The following is a 16538-nucleotide window of genomic DNA, read 5'->3' on the forward strand; positions in this document are numbered from 1 at the left end:
AACAAGCAGTTAGAGCAATCTCACGATTCAGATATTGAAGCGGTTCACGCAACGCCTGACATCGATGAAAGCCGGCCTGCCGTGAAAATCCGCGCTCGTCACTGGTGACGAGGACGACTTTGTTGGAGTGCGTATTCATATGCGGATGCGATCTCTGACCGGGCGCCTGAGGGGCTCACTTCCTACTCTGCGGATAGATCGTCTCGCCGCGCTTCAGCATGTCGACGAAAGTCGCGATCTTCTTCTTGCGGCCAGCCTCGGTCTTCATGTTGTGGGTGCGGAAGGCGAGCGAGAAACGGTTCTGCGCGCTGAGTTTTTCAAGCAATGCCTTCGCTGCCGGCTCAGCGTCGATCGCCGCTTGCAGATCATCGGGGATTTTCATCTGCTTGCCGCTGCCATAGGCGCGCGCCCAGCGTCCGTCGGCCTTGGCCGCCTCGACCTGTTTGAGCCCATGTTCGGTCATGCGGCCCTCCGCGACCAGCCGCGTGACATTGTCGATGTTGATCTTGCTCCAGATGCTCTTCCTGCCCCGCGGCGTGTAGCGCTGCAGGAAGCTCTTCTCATCCAGCCCCTTGCGCACCGCGTCGATCCAGCCGAAGCACAACACCACGTCGATGGCTTCCTTGGGCGTGATCGACTTCAATCCCGACCCCACCTTGTGGATCTTGATCCACACTTCTGTTTCCGTGGCATGATGCTTGCCGAGCCAGGCGTAGAAGCTTTCCGGATCCGGAAACTCCCGGACCTTGTCGGGATCGACCTTGACCGGGGCCATCAGCCGTCCTGCCCGTTCGATGCCGTCCGTGCCATCGCTTTCATCGTCCCGCCTCCAGCATCGCGCCTATCGTCATTGGCCAGCATCGTGGCATGAATTGCTGTCAGTTTCCGTCAGCAAGCTGTCGGGCGCGTACGGCATTCCTTCGCACCCCTCTGTCCTGCCGGACATCTCCCCCACAAGGAGGGAGATTGGCAGTTCCGCCGACGGCATTCTTCCTGCAAACATGGAAGTTAGCGCTTTACGCCGGTGGCGGCGCTGCCGGCGTCAACCCGTGTCGGCGCATGATGTCCATCATTTTGACCTTGTCCGGCGGGCCGCCAGCGGCGGCGTTTAACACCGCGAAGGCCTCGCGGAAATAGTCCGGGCCGATCGCCGCGGGCGAGATGACGCACAGCGCCTTCGCATCCATGCTGCCATTGTTATCGAAGCGGTGGACAGCGCCACGCGGAATGCACAGCGCCTGTCCCGGTCCGACCGCGATCGGCTTGCCGTCGACGGTCCAGGTCAGCACGCCATCGATGCCGTAGATCGTCTCTTCGTAGTGATCATGGCTGTGCGCCGGCGCCGGCAGCCGCTGCGCGCCGGGCACCATCAGCTCGAAGGCAGCAATGCTGCCGTTCGAATTGTCGCCCGTCACCAGGAAGCGAACCGACAGACCCGTGGTGCCGATGATTTCATTGGCCGGATTGACCCGAAGATTCATGACCGACATTGCGCAAGCCCCTCCGGTAAATTACATTTACTAAATATCAGTAAACTCAATTTACCGGATCGTCAATGGCCACCTCGACGGAAGTTCTGCAGACCAAGACCGAGAACCTGCTGATCGGCGCCCTGCTGCGCGTGCCGGCGCAGGCGATCCAGCGGCGGCTGATCAAGGAGCTCAACGCCGCCGGCTTCGACGAATTACGCCTGCCGCACATGGCGGTTTTGCAGTTTCCCGGCCCGGACGGCGCGCGGCCTGGCACCATCGCCGAGCGTGCCGGCATGAGCAAGCAGGCCGTCAACCAGCTGCTCAGCAGTCTCGAAGGTTACGGCTATCTCATCCGCTCCGACATTCCCGGCGACGGCAGCGCACGCGTGGTGCGGTCCACCGAACGTGGCCACGCCGCCTTCTGGAAGATGGTCGATATCCTGCGCGACATCGAGGAGGAGTGGCGCACCGAACTCGGGCCAGAGCGCTTTGCCCAGTTGAAAGCGCTGCTGTTTGTCGTCTGGGAAAGTCCGCTGGTGCGCTGAGCGAAACAATGCAATCGGCCTTCGGCGGCACACTTGATGTTGCGGCTTCGTGCCACCGCCAGGAAGGTCTTGAGCAGTCTTGGATGCATCGCGTGGCTGATGCGCCTACTGCAACTGCGGCTTTTTCAGAAAACTGCCGCGGTCGGCCGACTTGACGCGCAGCCAGGTTTCGCGGCCGTCGCGCAGTACCCGCATCGGGATTTCGGCACCGGCCGAGCCGCTCTCCCACAATTTGCGGTAGAAATCGGCCAGCCCGTCGACCGCGCCGTCGCGGATGTCGGAGATGATGTCGCCCTCGCGCAGGCCGGCCTTGGCTGCCGGACCGCCTTCGGTGACGCTCATCACGACCACTCTGCCATCGCTTTCGGCCGACAAGGCGCCGAGCCACGGGCGCGGCGGCTTGGCCACCTGGCCGCGCGTCAGCAGATCGTCGAGAATCGGCGGCAACAGATCGATCGGCACCACCATATTGATGTCGGCGACCTCACCGTTACGGCTCATCTGCAGGCGCAACGAACCGATGCCGAGCAGCGAGCCGTCGGCTCCGAACAGCCCGGCACCACCCCAGGACGGGTGCGCCGGCGCGATGAAGATCGCCTCGTCGAGCAGATACTCCCAATAGCCGGCGAATTCCTGCTTGGTGACGATCTTGGCCTGCACCGACTGGCCGATACCGTCGGCCAGCACGACCGCGTCGCCGATCCTGGCCTTGCCGGCATCGCCCAGCGCCACGGCCGGCAGGCCGAGCGGCGCCAGCGCCTGCACCAGGCCGAAGCCCGATTCCTGGTCATAGGCCAGCGCATGCGCGGGAACGACGCGGCCGTCATGGCTGGTCAGCCAGACTTCGTCCGCCTCGGTGATGAGATAGCCGATGGTCAGCACCAAACCGTCATTGCGAATGACGACGCCGCTGCCTTCCCTGAGCGTGCCGAGCGCCCCGGCCGTAAAGGCATCTTCGGGAACGGTGGCCCGCACGGCAACGACGGAGCGCGGATTGGGATTGATGGTCATGCTTTTGTCCTGCGTGCAATGCTCTGGCGAGGCGATGTCTCTTATACCTATGCCGCATGGGAGATGGTGCAAGGGGTGTAGTGCTGACCTGCTCCCCCTTGCGGAGGAGAAGCTCGCCGCGGCGCCGGTATAAACCAATAGTTCAACGCAAGTTGAACTTCCCGATCCGCAGCCCTAGTTGTAGATGGATCTGCCCATCCTTTCCACAAGCCCCCCGAACACGAGGCCCCGAGATGACTGACTACACCCCGCCGAAAGTATGGACATGGAACAAGCCGAGTGGCGGCGCCTTTGCCAGCATCAACCGGCCGATCGCCGGCCCGACGCATGACAAGGAACTGCCCGTCGGCAAGCACCCGCTGCAGCTCTATTCGCTGGCGACGCCGAACGGCGTCAAGGTGACCGTCATGCTGGAGGAGCTTTTGGCACGCGGCCACAAGGGCGCCGAATACGATGCCTGGCTGATCCGCATCAACGATGGCGACCAGTTCGGCAGCGGCTTCGTCGAGGTCAATCCCAACTCCAAGATTCCCGCTCTGATGGACCGCAGCGGCAAGACGCCGGTGCGCGTCTTCGAATCAGGATCGATCCTGGTCTATCTCGCCGAAAAATTCGGCGAATTCCTTCCCAGCGAACAGCCGGCCCGCGCCGAGGTGCTGTCGTGGCTGTTCTGGCAGATGGGCTCGGCGCCGTATCTGGGCGGCGGCTTCGGCCATTTCTACGCCTATGCGCCGGAAAAGTTCGAATATGCCATCGACCGCTTCTCGATGGAGGTGAAGCGTCAGATGGACGTGCTCGACCGCCGGCTGGCCGAGACGGAATATCTCGGCGGCAAGGACTACAGCATCGCCGACATGGCGGTGTGGCCCTGGTATGGCGGGCTGGCGCTCGGCCGCATGTACAATGATTCCGCCGAGTTCCTGTCCGTGCAGGAGTACAAGAATGTGCAGCGCTGGGCCCAGGCGATCGACGCACGCCCGGCGGTCAAGCGCGGCCGCATGGTCAACCGTGCCTTCGGCGAGCCTGCCGTGCAACTGCACGAGCGCCACGACGCCAGCGATTTCGAGACGAAGACGCAGGACAGGCTGGCGGCGGAGTAAGCTTAGCGGACAACGGGCCGATCAACCCGCCCGCCTCTACTCGACGGCCGACATCCACAGCCTGTCGATGTCGGCAAGAAACGTCTCGTCGATCTCGTCGAGATGGTTCCAGTACATGCCGTCTTCGTAGAAATAGCCGAGGTCCCTCTCGATCTCCTCGGCCTTTTCGGCCTTGTCGAGCCGGATGTTGCCAAGAATGTCCGCTTTCATCTCGGCAATCCGGACGTGCGAAAGGCCGCCAAGTTCGTCGAAGGCGAGCCTGGGAAAGACCAGCCGGCTGCGCGGCAGGTCGGACAGATTGATGCACAGGCAGCCATGTTTCAGCGCCTGAACGAGCAAGCGTGCCGACTTGGCCTCGAGGTTGCGCAAAGTGACGTCATCGCGCAACGGATCGGGACGGCCGATACCATAGAAATGCGTCTTGTCCGGCCGGTCGTAGATCATGTCGCAGCCCAGGAATGCCAGTACATCGGGCTTCTGGCTGTGAATGGTCCAATATGCAGCGGTCAGCGCCATCGTGGCGCCGGCATAGACGAAGCCGCCGAAGGCGTTTTGCGCCGGAACATATTGCGTGGCGCTGAATATCTGAGCCTGTCGCAAGGTCGCGTCGTGGGGCAGCCGCTCCGACGGGAAATCGCCGGCATGGACGAGGAAATCCCAGTCGGGGCGCACCTGCCAGGCATTGTTGATAGCGACGATCCGGCTGAACGCCTGCTTCGGCCAGGGCTCGCAACGCACCGCGTCGGGCGCACTGCCAAGCAGAAGCAGGATGCGCGGAGCGTCATCGCGAATAGTCTCGATGGGCGAGATGGTCATCGAAGGGCTTTCAAATCTCGGCCGGCCGGCGCGCATTCGAGGCATCAACATGCCGGCTTACGAACGTTTCGCACGACTGCAACCCTGCACCCTGGCGGACGACTTTGCCAGTCCAATGCATGCGGCCGATCACGCAGGCCGAGGCGATCAATGCTCCCGCCCGACCCACGGCTGGCCTCAAAAATAGAGCCCGCCACGACTGGCAGTCGTGACGGGTTTTTTCCCAAGGCAGGTCCGACGCGGGAAACCTTTGTGTCGATGCCATCATTCAGCGCAGCACCTCGACGATCTGACGGGTGTCTGGATCGACCAGGACCGTCTTGTGATTGATAACGGCGACGCGATATCTGACGTCGGGTACCTCACGCAGTTCGACCGTATCCGGCACCGACGAGCCGAGCTTGAGTTCGACGCCCAGAAGGTTCACCGACGCAAGCGGCTCCCTCTTGATATATTCGCGAACGACCGTCTCCTGCTGCGGCTCGACGACGACGACATTTTCCGCCAGCGCCGCACCGATACCGCCCATCAGGACGATCGCGGCCGCTGCGCTCGAAAGATAAAGTTTCATGACCATTCTCCTGTCATAACTGAAACCCCACCCTACATGAAAACTCCACCGCCGGTCCGGGGTTCCATTCCCAATTCCAGAATTGAAGGCATCACGAGCTTGGCCAAGGTATTCAATGGTTGTTGTAACGATGCTCGAAAATTGGCGCGGAATAGCTCTCAGGCTTCACGGGTAAGTGGCCTATCTGGGACAGATATTAATGCGCTTCACCTTGATGTTTGTCGTGATCGGTGGCGCCGTTCACCGGACTTGCCTTGCTCACGAGCAAGACAAGATGGGTCTGGCCACGACAGACACATTGCAGTCCGCTGGTCGACTAAACCAGTCATGAGAATTTTATTGCGTTGTTTTCCCTCCAGGCGCAGCGTAATCCTCATGGACTGGAATATCGGAGAATGTCAGTCCTTTTGGGATGGGGAAATGACACTCAAGCTGATCGGGGCTGGTTTCGGCCGCACCGGCACGTGGTCGACCTTTGCCGCGCTGAACAGGCTCGGCCTGCCTTCCTACCACATGCAGGAAGTGATCATGAACAAGGCCAACAAGGGCCATCTCGATTTCTGGCGCAAGGTGGCCAACAGTCCACCGGGCAGCCAGCACGATTGGAACCGCGTGTTCGCCAACTATACGGCCACCGTCGACAATCCCGGTGGTGGTGGCTAGGCTGACGTGCAAGCCGGCGGCAATCCAGAACCACGCCCAGTCTTTGCACGTCGGGCGCGGGAACAAACCCCCGGCAACACGAGTTTCGCCTCCAGTCTTTTCAAGGATTGGAGGCCAGCATGGCACCGCGCAGCAAACCACGCACCGACATCGAAGATGATGCACCGCGGGCCGATGGCCCGACCATCGAGCAACAGGATTGGGACGCGGTCAAGGGCGGCCAGATCCTGCCTGGCTCCGAAAACGGCGACGTCCGCTATGACACCGAGAAGGATGGCGAACAGCCCGAAGAAGACGACGACAACGCCTACCAGAACAGCGATGAAGCGCTGCCCGACGACGAGGAAGAAGCCGCGATCAAGCGCCATCCGACCCGCGAGGGGCGGTTCGACGAGACGTAAGCCGGATCACTTGGGCGGGCGGCGTCTCTTATCCCCGATGAACGCGAACTGGTCGGGCTCCAGAAGCGTATCTCGATGCCTCGGAGTGAGAGGCATCTTGCCAAAACCACATTTTCCATGCCCGAATTATTGGCGAAAGACGCTTGGCCGGCTAAGTTTTTAGCCCGGGCATTATATCAGTTTTGACTAAAATAATGGAACGTCCAATGGACATTGCCGGAACCGAACAGGGTCCCTTGGACCTTTGCGTCCGGCTGCCAAGACCTTGGTCCCACAGGAAAACGCAAAAGCCCGACGTGACCGATTGAAGCCCGCACAAGGGAACATCGGGCGCCGCTTGTCGTTTGTCCGCAAAGACCTTGCAGGACAACAGCCGGCATCCAATTCAAAGGAACAGCGCGATGCCCCATCGATCCACAATCATCAACACAGGCCACGGCCCGGGTACGGCGATTGCTGTGTTGATGGTCGGGTTGATGGCGGTGGGCATCGTGTTCCTCGTCCTGGGCAGTTCTCTCTATTTCAGCGGGCCGCCATCGGATCAACACGCGCTGTCTTCGCCGCCCGCCCGATCGATGCAGGCGGCGGATGACCAAGCGGCAAACTGATCGAGCCTGAACGCACCGGTGGGAACATACAGCCGCGCCAGTCGTCGCCGCTCGCCCACCGGCGGTCAATGCCGCAAGAAAGAGAACTGTTTTTGGCGCGCCGAGATTCGGGCACCGAATCCGCACTTTAGCCCCGGCCTATTCCGCTTTCGCGGAAGTTTCGGCCGGCGTGCAATGTGCAATGCTGCTAATGCGGCGGTACGAGCCGCCCTGGTTGACGCGGGCGCCCGAGCCATCCCAACATGCGCCCCCCCGTCCGCGTCGACCACGGCAGGCGCCCGGCGCTGTCATCCACCGCGCGAAGAGACAGCCCGCCGCCAAATTCGTGAGAGATTCAGCCGCCGACCAGCGCCTTCGTCGTCATTAGATTGACGCCGGCCTCGGCGAATTCGCCATTGTGCCGGGCGATGACCTGCTCGGCACTCTCGCTGGCATTGTCCAGCGTGCTGTGGGCATCGGAAATCACGGTCACCTCAAGCCCTCTGGCCATCGCGCCCTTGACCGTCGCCGCTACGCAAAAATCGGTCTGTGCGCCCACCAGTATGACCGCGCCAGCGCCCTGCCCGGCAACCCAGTCGCCGAAGGCGGGATTGCTGAAGGCATCGCCCACGGATTTGGCAAAGGTCGGCTCGTTCTCGGCCTGACCAAGTGCCGGCCACACCGGCCATCCAGGTTCACCCGGCGCCAGCGGATCGCCCGCGGGTCCATCGTGCCTGACAAAAGCAACCTTGCGCCCGTTGCGCCGCGCCCAGTCGATCACCGCTCGGGCACGCTCGACAACGCCTGGCGCATCATGGATCGGCGGCTCGTGCACACCGTCGAACATGCCGGTCTGGAGATCGATGACAATGAGCGGCGCGTTGGCCGCGAGGCTGGGTGCTGACATGATTTTTACATAGCACGGCAGGGGAGACGATCAAGGCATGTGCAATGCGGTCATCAGGGTCGAGACTATCAGCGGCAAGCGCGTGTCGCCAAGAGCCTGCTGTGGGCACCCGGCTTGGTTGGCACAGGTCGCGTATCTGCCATCATCGCCAAGGGATTCAGGAGAGACCACGATGATGAAGACCTACGCCAAGCCGGTTTTTCTGAAAAAAGGGAGCCTTTCGGCGATCACAGCGGGAAACGGCGCCTCGAATCCGATACCGCAATAATTTCTGCGCAGCCTGATCTTGATGCGCCAAATTTCAGCGCGTCAGGACCAGGTCGTCCAAGACCATTTACCAATAGTGTTTCGTCGACAGGCGAACACGCGTTACCATATTGAGCTGAATTCGGCCGGTAGACCACATGGTCGCCAGAAACGTTGCCATTGACATAACCCTGGCTGTCCTTGGTGTAGTCGCACGCCATCGCATTCAGGTTGCGCCACGCCAGCCCGGCATGGCCGGACGGAATTTTCCTGAAGGTGCGCGACGTCACATCGTCGAAATCGATCGTTTCCAGGGCGGCATCAGTGTCAGCGGTTTGCGGCGACAGCAAGCCGAGATCGGCCGGATAGGGCGACAGCGTCAACCTCCGCTCAAAGCCGCCGTCACTGATGAGAGCCGTGTCGGCATCAGTGCCAGATCGAAGCTGAAGGCGGCGCCTGAGGCCAGCGGCCGCGTCTCCAGGACGTGTCCGTTCCTCATCGCCGAGAGGATCTCTGATCCGTCGCTTCCAACGCGCCCGTCGCAAATGGCTTGGAACCAATCGCCTACTTCAGCTCCACCCACACCGGCGCATGGTCGCTGGCGCCGTCCTCACCGCGCACGTCGCGGTCGATGCCGGCGGCGGTCAGGCGCCGTGCCAGTTTCTTCGACAGCAAGATGTGGTCAAGCCGAAGCCCGGCGTCGCGCGGCCAGCGGTTGCGGCGATAATCCCAGAATGTGTAGAGCGTTTCCTTCGGATGCTTCTTGCGCAGGCCGTCCGTCCAGCCCTGCTCGATCAAGGCGGCGAAGGAGGCCCGGCTTTCCGGCTGCACCAGCGCGTTGTCGTCATAGGAGTGGGTGGCATAGATGTCGCGCGGTTCGGGCACGATGTTGTAGTCGCCGGCCAGCACCACAGGCAGGCCGGTGTCGAGCAACTGTTCGGCATGCGCCTCCAGTCGCGCGTGCCATGCCAGCTTGTAGGCGAATTTCGGGCCGGGCTGCGGATTGCCGTTCGGCGCATAGAGGCAAGCGATGACAATGCCGTTCACCGCTGCCTCGATGTAGCGGCTCTGGCTGTCGGCATCATCGCCCGGCAAGCCATCGCGGGTCAGCACCGGTTCCGAACCTCGCGCGAGAATGGCGACGCCGTTCCAGGTCGGCTCGCCCTTCCACACCGCGCCATAGCCGGCCGCGGCTAGAGCAGAGCGCGGAAACTGCGTGTCACGCGCCTTCAACTCCTGCAGGCAGACGACATCGGGCTTTGCCGCCGCCAGCCACGCCAGCAAATTGTCCAGCCGGCTGTTGATGTTGTTGATGTTGAACGAGGCGATCTTCATCGAAGGTCAGGCGACGATCCGGCCCGACCACGCCTTCACCGTCTCGGCCAATGTCTTCAGATGATCGGCGGCAGAGAAGCCCGAGATGCTCTTGCGCGGCTTGAGGTCGTGGTCGCCGTCCTCCAGCCAGACAACCTCGATGCTGTCGGAGAGCCCGTAGCCAGCGACTTCGTCGGGCGTGCCGAACTCGTCGCGCGTGCCCTGGAAGATCAGCGTCGGCGTTTTCAATCCGGCAAGGTGCTTGGTGCGCAATTGGTCCGGCTTTCCCGGCGGGTGAAAGGGGTAGCCGAGGCAGACCAGCCCGGCGATCTCGCTCTTGGCAAGCATCTCGTCCGCCACCATCGAGGCGACGCGCCCGCCCATCGACTTGCCGCCGATGATCAGCGGACCGGTCACGCCCTTGGCCCTGAGATCGGCGATCGCTTTGATATATTCCGGGTTCACCGTCTCGGCCCGCGGCGGTGGCTTGCGATGGCCGTAGCGGCGTGCGGCCATATAGTGGAATTCGAAGCGCGCGACCTGGAAGCCGGCCGCGGCCAGCGCCTTGGCGGTGGCCGTCATCGAGGGCGAATCCATCGATGCACCGGCGCCATGGGCGAGCAGAATGGTGACGGGGGCGGTGTCGTGGCCGTCGAAGAGGAAGGTGGTCATGGGGCGACCTTCCGAGAAAGGCCGCGTTCCTTCGCACCCCCCTCTGTCCTGCCGGACATCTCCCCCGCAAGGGGGGAGATTGGGCAGATTTGCCGTCTCGCTCACTTTCCAATGGTCATGATTGGCGAAGGCGGTGGTGACATCCAATCTCCCCCCTTGCGGGGGTGATGGCCGGCAGGCCAGAGGGGGGTGTTCAAGCGCCAGCATAAATTCCACTCACCCCGCCGTCCGCGCCAGCTGCATATCCACGAACTGCACCCCCTTGGCCGCAACCCCAGCCCATTCGGAATCCGCGTCGAGTTCCAGATACCGCGCCCACAGCCGCCGCGCCTCCAGCAGATTGCCGGCGTCGAATTCCAGTCGGGCGAGGTTGAACACCGGATCGGCATAGGTTTTGTCGAGCGCGATCGCCTTCTGCAGGTGCCTTCGCGCCGAGGTTTCGCGGCCTTGCTCGCTCATCAGCCCGGCAAGGTTGAACCAGGCCTCGACAAAGGCCGGATCGAGTTTTATCGCCCGGGCGTAATCGTGCGCGGCGTCCGCCGCGTGGCCGCCGGCGCGCAGGCAGTTGGCGCGGTTGAAGGCCGCAATCGCGTCGCTCGGGTCGATGGCCAGACAGCGCTGATAGAGCGCGGCAGCTCCATCATGGTCACCGCCCTCCTCCGCCGCTTCCGCCTCGGCAAACAGCTCTTCCAGCGTGTCGTCGCCAGTTGAACCGGCGTTGCCCAAATCGAACAGCAATTGCCCATCGAGTTCGCTCTGGCCACCGTCGAGATAGATCGCGTCAGCGCGCCCATGCTGTGAGCCGACATTGAGCGACTTGGCGGTCAGCGAAGCGACCGGGCCCGAACGATGGACGGAGCGCGCGATCGCGCCCCATGTCGCACCGCCGGCTATGAGCCCGGCATATTTGCGCGCCAGGATCAGGTCGCGGAAGGAATAGGGTTCTGCGTCATGCTCGAACGCATCGAACAGGCTGAGCAGGTCGAGATCGGCGCCCGATAGCCGCGATTGCTCGATCAGCGATTGCCGCGACAGCGAAGATGCTTCCGGCGCCTTCATCAGCCCGAGCAGGCGCAGGAAGCCGCTTTCACTGACGAGTACGCGCCCAGCCGCGCGCTCGGCGGAGACGCGGCGCTCGATCTCGGCGTCACCGTTCCTGGAGAGCACGGCCTTGGCCAAAAGTGTCCGCCCGAACACGACATGCGTGGTGCGCCTGACAACACCGCGCCGCAACTGGCCGTGCTGGCGCTCGACTTCGCGTGCTGCCAGCCGCAGCGGAAACGCCGCCAGCGCGCCGATGGTGCCGAAAACGGCCCCCGGGACGGCTTGTGCCGTCATTTCTTGCTCTTGCCGACCGCCTTCAGCAGATTGGCCTTCAGCGGATTTTCAGCAGCACCGCCCGCTGCCATCTTCCTCGCGGCAGGCTTGGCGACCTCGTCGGCCTTGCTCTTCGACTTGGCCGGCGGCTTCGACTGCGACAGGCTGGCCTTCAGCGCATCCATCAAATTGATGACATTGCCGCGCTCGGGTGCCGCCGCGATGATCGGCTTGTGGCCCTTCAGCTTCTCGCGGATCATCGTCATGAGTGCTGCCTCGTAGCGATCCTCATAGTTCTTTGGATCGAAGGTGGTTTCCTTCTGCTTGATCAGCGCTTCGGCCAGCTGCAGCATTTCCGCATCGGGCTTGCCGGCAGGGATGTTGCCGAAATACTCAGCCGTACCTCGCACTTCGTTCGGGTTCCTCAACGTGCACACGAACATCCCGTTCTCGCGCGCGCCGATCGTCACCACGCGTTCCCGGCTGGACAGCACTAGGCGGGCGATCGCCAGCTTGCCGGATTTGCGCATGGCTTCGCGCAGCACGGCGAAGGTTTCCTCCGCCATCGCGCCATCGGGCGCCAGATAGTACGGCGCGTCCTGATAGATGACGTCGACCTCGTCCTCGTCGACGAAAGCCTCGATGTTCATCGTGTGGTTGGATTCGATGCGCACCGCGTCGAGGTCGGCATCATCGATGATGATGTACTGCTTGTCCTCATACTCATAGCCCTTGACCAGATCCGAACGCTCGACCAGCCCGAGTTCCGGGTCGACCGGCTTCATGTTGATGCGGTTGTGGGTCTTCTTGTGCAGCTGGTTGAAGCTGATGCGCTCGCTGGCGCTGGTGGCGGGGTATAGCCGCACCGGACAGCTGACCAGACTGAGTTTGAGATAACCTTTCCAACTTGCCCTGGGCGCCATGAAACACTCCTACGCGGCCATGCACTGACATTTACTGCAGCGCTTTTCGTCCGAAGGACGAACGAGGCTGCGCAAATCCTACACCGACCCCGCACGATACAGGGAAATTCCTGACGAAATCTTCCGTTACGTCTTTGAGGTCGTGAGTGGAGAATAATTCAAATTGTCGGAAGCGTCGATGGATTCTGGGCTCGGCTTCGCCAACCCTAGTTCTTCAAGGTAGGCAAATCCCGCGCGAACTCGTCAATATCCGCCCATGGATCCCCTGACGTCGCGAGCAGCCCCGGCAGCGAGGAATAGTTCAGGTCCTGCGGCGCATCGATGGATTCGAGATCCGACCAGCTCACCGGCGTCGAGGCCGGCAGGTTGGTGCGGGCGCGCAGCGAATAGGGCGCCGCCGAGGTGTGGCCGCGCGCATTGCGGTGATAGTCGATGAAGATGCGCCTTTTGCGATTGTCCTTGCCCATGGTGGTGGTGAAGGCATCGGGCGCGGTGGCCGTCAGATGCGTGGCGATGGCGCTGGTCGCCTGGTGCAGCTTCTTCCAGTTCTGCTTGCCCGTCACCGGCACTGTGATGTGGATGCCGCTGCCGCCGGACGTCTTGGCGAACGGCACCAGCCCCAGCCCTTCCAGCTCGCCCTTGATGTGCACCGCGGCTTCGACCACCTCGCGCCAGGAAATCCCCTCACCCGGGTCGAGGTCGAAGACGATCTGGTCGGGCCTGTCGAGGCTGGTGCGGTGGGTGCCCCAGGTGTGGAACTCGACGACGCCGAACTGCGCCAGCGCCAGATAACCTTTTGCGCCCTCCACCGAGAGATAGGATTTGGTCTCGCCTTCGGAGTTAGTCGCCTCGAACGTCACCACCGAGGGCGGCATGCCGGTGAAGGCATGGCGCTGGAAGAAACAGTCCTTCGGCAGGCCGGTGGGGCAGCGCACCAGCGACACCGGCCGGCCGAGAATGTGCGGCAGCATGAAGTCACCTACCAGCGCGTAGTAGACGGCGATGTCGAGCTTGGTCGGGCCGGTCTTGCCGAACAGCCGCCGCGTTGGGTTGGTCACCCAGATGGTGGCGAGATCAGCCTCGGCGATCAGCCGCTTGCGTGTCGAGGACACCGGCGTCGACAGGCCGACATCGCGCAAGCCTCTGAACACCGCGTGGCGCAGCGCATTGTCCGATGTGCGGTTGGCATAGTGGATGCGGGCCGAGAGCAACGGCTTCACCCAGTTCATCTCGCGCATGATTTCGCGCGGCGCCCCCTCCGGCGCCGTCGCCCCTGCTGTGAGCGGCTCCAGCCTGGCGAGCAATTCAGCGGCGGTCCCGGCATCGAAGCCGGTGCCGACCTTGCCACGATAGTGCAATTCACCGTCCTCGAATTCGGCAAGGCCGAGGGCTGCCAGGCCCTCGGCCGCATCCGACGTGGTGTAGCCGGCAATGACGAAATTGCCGCTTTGCAACGCCTTGGTCTTGGTCCAGCTCTTGGTGCGGCCGCTCTGATAGGTTGCGGTGGCGCGCTTGGAGACGACGCCCTCCAGCCCGAGTTCCGACGCCTGATCGTAGAGCCCCTGCCCCGAGCCCTCGACATGGTCGGAGAACTGGATGGCGGAATTGGCGCCGAGGCCCGACAGCATCTGCGCCAGCAATGCCTTGCGCCGGACAAGCGGCGCCTTGGTCAGGTCCCAGCCATCGAGATAGAGAAGGTCGAAGGCGTAGAAGTGCAGCTTGCTGCCGGCGCCTTCTGCCAGCGCGTCCTGCAGCAGCGCGAAGCGGCTGATGCCCCTGGCGTCGAGCACGACGATCTCGCCATCGATGATGGCGTCGCGGCACGGCAGTTTCGCAAAGGCGCCGGGCAGGTCGCCATAGCGCTTCGTCCAGTCGATCCCGCCACGGGTGATGAGCTTGACCACACCGTCGCTGAGATGCGCCATGGTGCGGTAGCCGTCGAATTTGATCTCGTGCAGCCATGTCTCCCCGGTGTCCTCGCCAGACGGCGGGTTTGGCACCTGCGTGGCCAGCTGCGGCTCGATGCGGGCAAGCATCGGCGCCTTGAACGCCCCCGGCAGCGTGCCGGGCTTCAACGAACCTGGCTTCGGCGCGGATCTGGCGGCCGGTTTCGCCGGCGCCACGAGTTCCTCTATGCGCAATCCGGATTTGACGCTTTCGGGCCGCGCTTCCAAGATATCGAGCACGGTGTCGGCGGCAAGGTCGCGCTCCTTGAACAGCAGCCAGTTCTTCCTGTTCTCGTCCTCGCCAAGCTTTGGTTTCAGCCGGGTCAGCATCCAGCCGCCATTGAGCTTGTCGCCGGCAAGGCGAAACTTGAAGGCGCCGGTCCTGAAACTCTTTTCGACATCGTCCATCGGCGCCCAGGTGCCGGTGTCCCAAACGATCATCGGCCCGCCGCCATACTCGCCCTCAGGGATGACACCCTCGAAGTCGATATATTCGAGCGGATGATCCTCGGTCTCGACCGCCAGGCGCTTGTCGGCCGGATTGAGCGAAGGCCCGCGTGGCACCGCCCAGCTCTTCAAGACGTCGCCGACCTGCAGCCGCAGATCATAGTGATCTGATGTGGCGTGATGCTTGTGGACGACGAAGCGGTTGCCTTCGCCGGCAACGAGCCCGCCGGCCGGTTCCGGCGTCTTCGAGAATTCGCGCTTGGCGCGATAGGTTTTGAGCTTGGGGGACGGCATGGGTCAGGTGTCGGTGGCGGCAACTACGGCTTTCCCGCCAGCATTTCGGATTTCCCGGCGGTACGAACGGATGGAAGTTACACTCTCAATCGTCGGTGGCCGGCGTCAATTCTAGCTCGGCCGGCGACAGCCCCTGCTGCAACTGCGCAAGCCGGAATTCATCGACCCAATAGGCCTCGCCGTCGACCAGAACGCGGGCCTGGTAGGTGCCGGCCGAAAAACTCTGCGCGGTGATGTAGACCTTGTGGCGGTCGAGCGCCTTGCGCACCGCGGCGCGCTTGGAATTCTGGCCGATGACGGGACTGAACATGACGCTGCCCTCGGTCGCCCTGACACGCAACGCGGCCGCTGTCCGCGGCTTGGCGACTGGCTTCAAGGATGACGGAGACGAGGTGTCCTGTCAATTTCAGGTGTTTGCCTGGCACGAACGGCAATGCAGGGCAAACTTTCGCCAAAGGTTGCGGGCGGCCCTCGCTGGAGCTTTTTCAGCTTGCCGACAGGGACCGCCCACCCGCCTGCGTCCTTCCCAAGACAGGAGATCAGATAAGCGCAGGGACGCCGATCCGCTTTGACATGAATCAACCGCGAGATGTGGCCACGAGGTCTTCCCTTGGGCAGACGGGCTCAGCGAGTTCGAATGCGACTAGAATCAGTCCTTCAATCGCCGCAAGCGACGCATCAGGTTCTGGCCGGCCTTGTGCAGCCGCGGGTGCGACCGCACCATGCCTTCGGCCCGGCTGCGCAGCAAAATGGCTGCGTTCGCAGCCCTGCCCCGCACCGTTATCGGTTCGCAGATCTCAGCCAGAACCGAACTCGAGGCGCCGATATGTTCCTTGTAGCCCTGGCTGCCGACCGACAGGTCGAAATAGTCGAAACCATTTCCGCGCGCCCACATCATCAGCTTGCCCATCATCGTCAGGCCGGGTGAGACATTGGCGACCGCATTTTGGTCGATGCCGAGCAGGAGGGTGTGAAGCGTGTCTTTTCTGGCCAGCACGTAGATGGAGGCGAGCCAGGCTTCACCGACGCGCAGCCCAAACAGCCGCACCGATCCATCGGACAGGCCTCGCAGTGCCGCGTCGCGATAGAAGTCGACGACCGGAGCCTGCGTCAGGAGGTCGAAACGCCCAAGCTCGCGAAAGCGCTTCAGTCGCAGTTCCAGCAGCGCGTCGAAAAGCTCCTCGGTCAGCGCGGGGGGGGGGGGGGGGGGGGGGGGGGGGGGGGGGCGCGCGCCCGGGGCCGGGGGCCCGGGGGGGGGCGGGGGGGTGGGGGGGGGGGGGGGGGGGGGGTGGGGGGGGGGGGGGGG

19 protein-coding genes are annotated in these 16538 nt (G+C 62.9%); 5 read left to right on the forward strand and 14 right to left on the reverse strand.

All coding sequences use genetic code 11. The features are described 5' to 3' along the window. Positions 1 to 175: 175 nt before the first annotated feature. A complete protein-coding gene (locus tag NKJ06_RS22670) occupies positions 176 to 775 on the reverse strand; it encodes a YdeI/OmpD-associated family protein (protein ID WP_352810663.1) in 600 nt (199 codons plus the stop codon). A gap of 241 nt (positions 776 to 1016) precedes the next feature. After that, a complete protein-coding gene (locus NKJ06_RS22675) occupies positions 1017 to 1490 on the reverse strand; it encodes a cupin domain-containing protein (protein ID WP_352628717.1) in 474 nt (157 codons plus the stop codon). Between the two features lie 65 nt (positions 1491 to 1555). On the opposite strand from NKJ06_RS22675, the gene NKJ06_RS22680 reads away from it, so the two are divergent. Next, the gene (locus NKJ06_RS22680) at positions 1556 to 2017 is read left to right on the forward strand and encodes a MarR family winged helix-turn-helix transcriptional regulator (protein ID WP_352628719.1); all 462 of its coding nucleotides are present in this window, start codon (positions 1556 to 1558) and stop codon (positions 2015 to 2017) included. Between the two features lie 105 nt (positions 2018 to 2122). Here NKJ06_RS22680 and NKJ06_RS22685 read toward each other — a convergent pair whose 3' ends face one another. After that, positions 2123 to 3028, reverse strand: coding sequence for a S1C family serine protease (locus tag NKJ06_RS22685; RefSeq protein ID WP_352628721.1), 906 nt, complete (start codon positions 3026 to 3028; stop codon positions 2123 to 2125). A gap of 233 nt (positions 3029 to 3261) precedes the next feature. Between NKJ06_RS22685 and yghU the strand changes: the two genes are divergently transcribed. After that, positions 3262 to 4128 carry a glutathione-dependent disulfide-bond oxidoreductase gene (gene yghU / locus NKJ06_RS22690; protein ID WP_352628723.1) on the forward strand — a complete coding sequence of 289 codons (867 nt, stop codon included), beginning with the start codon at positions 3262 to 3264 and terminating at the stop codon, positions 4126 to 4128. A gap of 36 nt (positions 4129 to 4164) precedes the next feature. On the opposite strand, the gene NKJ06_RS22695 is transcribed toward yghU, so the two are convergent. Continuing rightward, positions 4165 to 4944 (reverse strand): hypothetical protein, encoded by a 780-nt coding sequence (locus NKJ06_RS22695; RefSeq protein ID WP_352628725.1) that lies wholly within the window; start codon positions 4942 to 4944, stop codon positions 4165 to 4167. Positions 4945 to 5212: 268 nt separating this feature from the next. Beyond that, on the reverse strand, positions 5213 to 5515 hold the full coding sequence (locus NKJ06_RS22700; protein WP_352628727.1) for a DUF1236 domain-containing protein: 303 nt from the start codon (positions 5513 to 5515) through the stop codon (positions 5213 to 5215). 420 nt (positions 5516 to 5935) lie between these two features. Between NKJ06_RS22700 and NKJ06_RS22705 the strand changes: the two genes are divergently transcribed. The 3 genes from NKJ06_RS22705 (at position 5936) to NKJ06_RS22715 (ending at position 7187) form a co-directional block, all read left to right on the forward strand. After that, positions 5936 to 6178: a sulfotransferase gene (locus tag NKJ06_RS22705; RefSeq protein ID WP_352628728.1), complete on the forward strand. Its 243-nt coding sequence runs from the start codon at positions 5936 to 5938 to the stop codon at positions 6176 to 6178. A gap of 119 nt (positions 6179 to 6297) precedes the next feature. Next, complete coding sequence (locus NKJ06_RS22710) at positions 6298 to 6579, forward strand: hypothetical protein (protein ID WP_352628730.1); 282 nt, start codon at positions 6298 to 6300, stop codon at positions 6577 to 6579. Between the two features lie 401 nt (positions 6580 to 6980). After that, complete coding sequence (locus NKJ06_RS22715; RefSeq protein ID WP_352628732.1) at positions 6981 to 7187, forward strand: hypothetical protein; 207 nt, start codon at positions 6981 to 6983, stop codon at positions 7185 to 7187. Between the two features lie 334 nt (positions 7188 to 7521). Here the strand turns inward: NKJ06_RS22715 and NKJ06_RS22720 are convergent, their stop codons facing one another. The 9 genes from NKJ06_RS22720 to NKJ06_RS22760 form a co-directional block, all read right to left on the reverse strand. Beyond that, positions 7522 to 8073, reverse strand: a complete 552-nt coding sequence (locus NKJ06_RS22720) for an isochorismatase family protein (RefSeq protein ID WP_352628734.1) — start codon at positions 8071 to 8073, stop codon at positions 7522 to 7524. A 227-nt stretch (positions 8074 to 8300) separates the two neighbouring features. Further along, complete coding sequence (locus tag NKJ06_RS22725; protein ID WP_352810668.1) at positions 8301 to 8702, reverse strand: hypothetical protein; 402 nt, start codon at positions 8700 to 8702, stop codon at positions 8301 to 8303. Positions 8703 to 8883: 181 nt separating this feature from the next. Continuing rightward, positions 8884 to 9654 (reverse strand): exodeoxyribonuclease III, encoded by a 771-nt coding sequence (locus NKJ06_RS22730; protein WP_352628738.1) that lies wholly within the window; start codon positions 9652 to 9654, stop codon positions 8884 to 8886. Between the two features lie 6 nt (positions 9655 to 9660). Then, entirely contained in the window at positions 9661 to 10305 is a 645-nt protein-coding gene (locus NKJ06_RS22735) for an alpha/beta hydrolase family protein (protein ID WP_352628740.1), read from the reverse strand. Positions 10306 to 10521: 216 nt separating this feature from the next. Then, positions 10522 to 11643, reverse strand: coding sequence for a tetratricopeptide repeat protein (locus NKJ06_RS22740; protein WP_352628741.1), 1122 nt, complete (start codon positions 11641 to 11643; stop codon positions 10522 to 10524). Further along, complete coding sequence (ku, locus tag NKJ06_RS22745; RefSeq protein ID WP_352628744.1) at positions 11640 to 12545, reverse strand: non-homologous end joining protein Ku; 906 nt, start codon at positions 12543 to 12545, stop codon at positions 11640 to 11642. The genes NKJ06_RS22740 and ku overlap by 4 nt, the downstream gene beginning before the upstream one ends. Positions 12546 to 12751: 206 nt before the next feature. Continuing rightward, on the reverse strand, positions 12752 to 15232 hold the full coding sequence (ligD, locus tag NKJ06_RS22750; protein WP_352810671.1) for a DNA ligase D: 2481 nt from the start codon (positions 15230 to 15232) through the stop codon (positions 12752 to 12754). 85 nt (positions 15233 to 15317) lie between these two features. Next, positions 15318 to 15542, reverse strand: a complete 225-nt coding sequence (locus NKJ06_RS22755; RefSeq protein WP_352628746.1) for a hypothetical protein — start codon at positions 15540 to 15542, stop codon at positions 15318 to 15320. Between the two features lie 339 nt (positions 15543 to 15881). Then, positions 15882 to 16538, reverse strand: a 657-nt coding sequence (locus NKJ06_RS22760) for a GNAT family N-acetyltransferase (RefSeq protein ID WP_352810673.1), incomplete at its 5' end; no start/stop codon positions are given.

The organism is Mesorhizobium sp. M0293 (assembly GCF_040321735.1).
Taxonomy (GTDB): Bacteria; Pseudomonadota; Alphaproteobacteria; order Rhizobiales; family Rhizobiaceae; genus Mesorhizobium.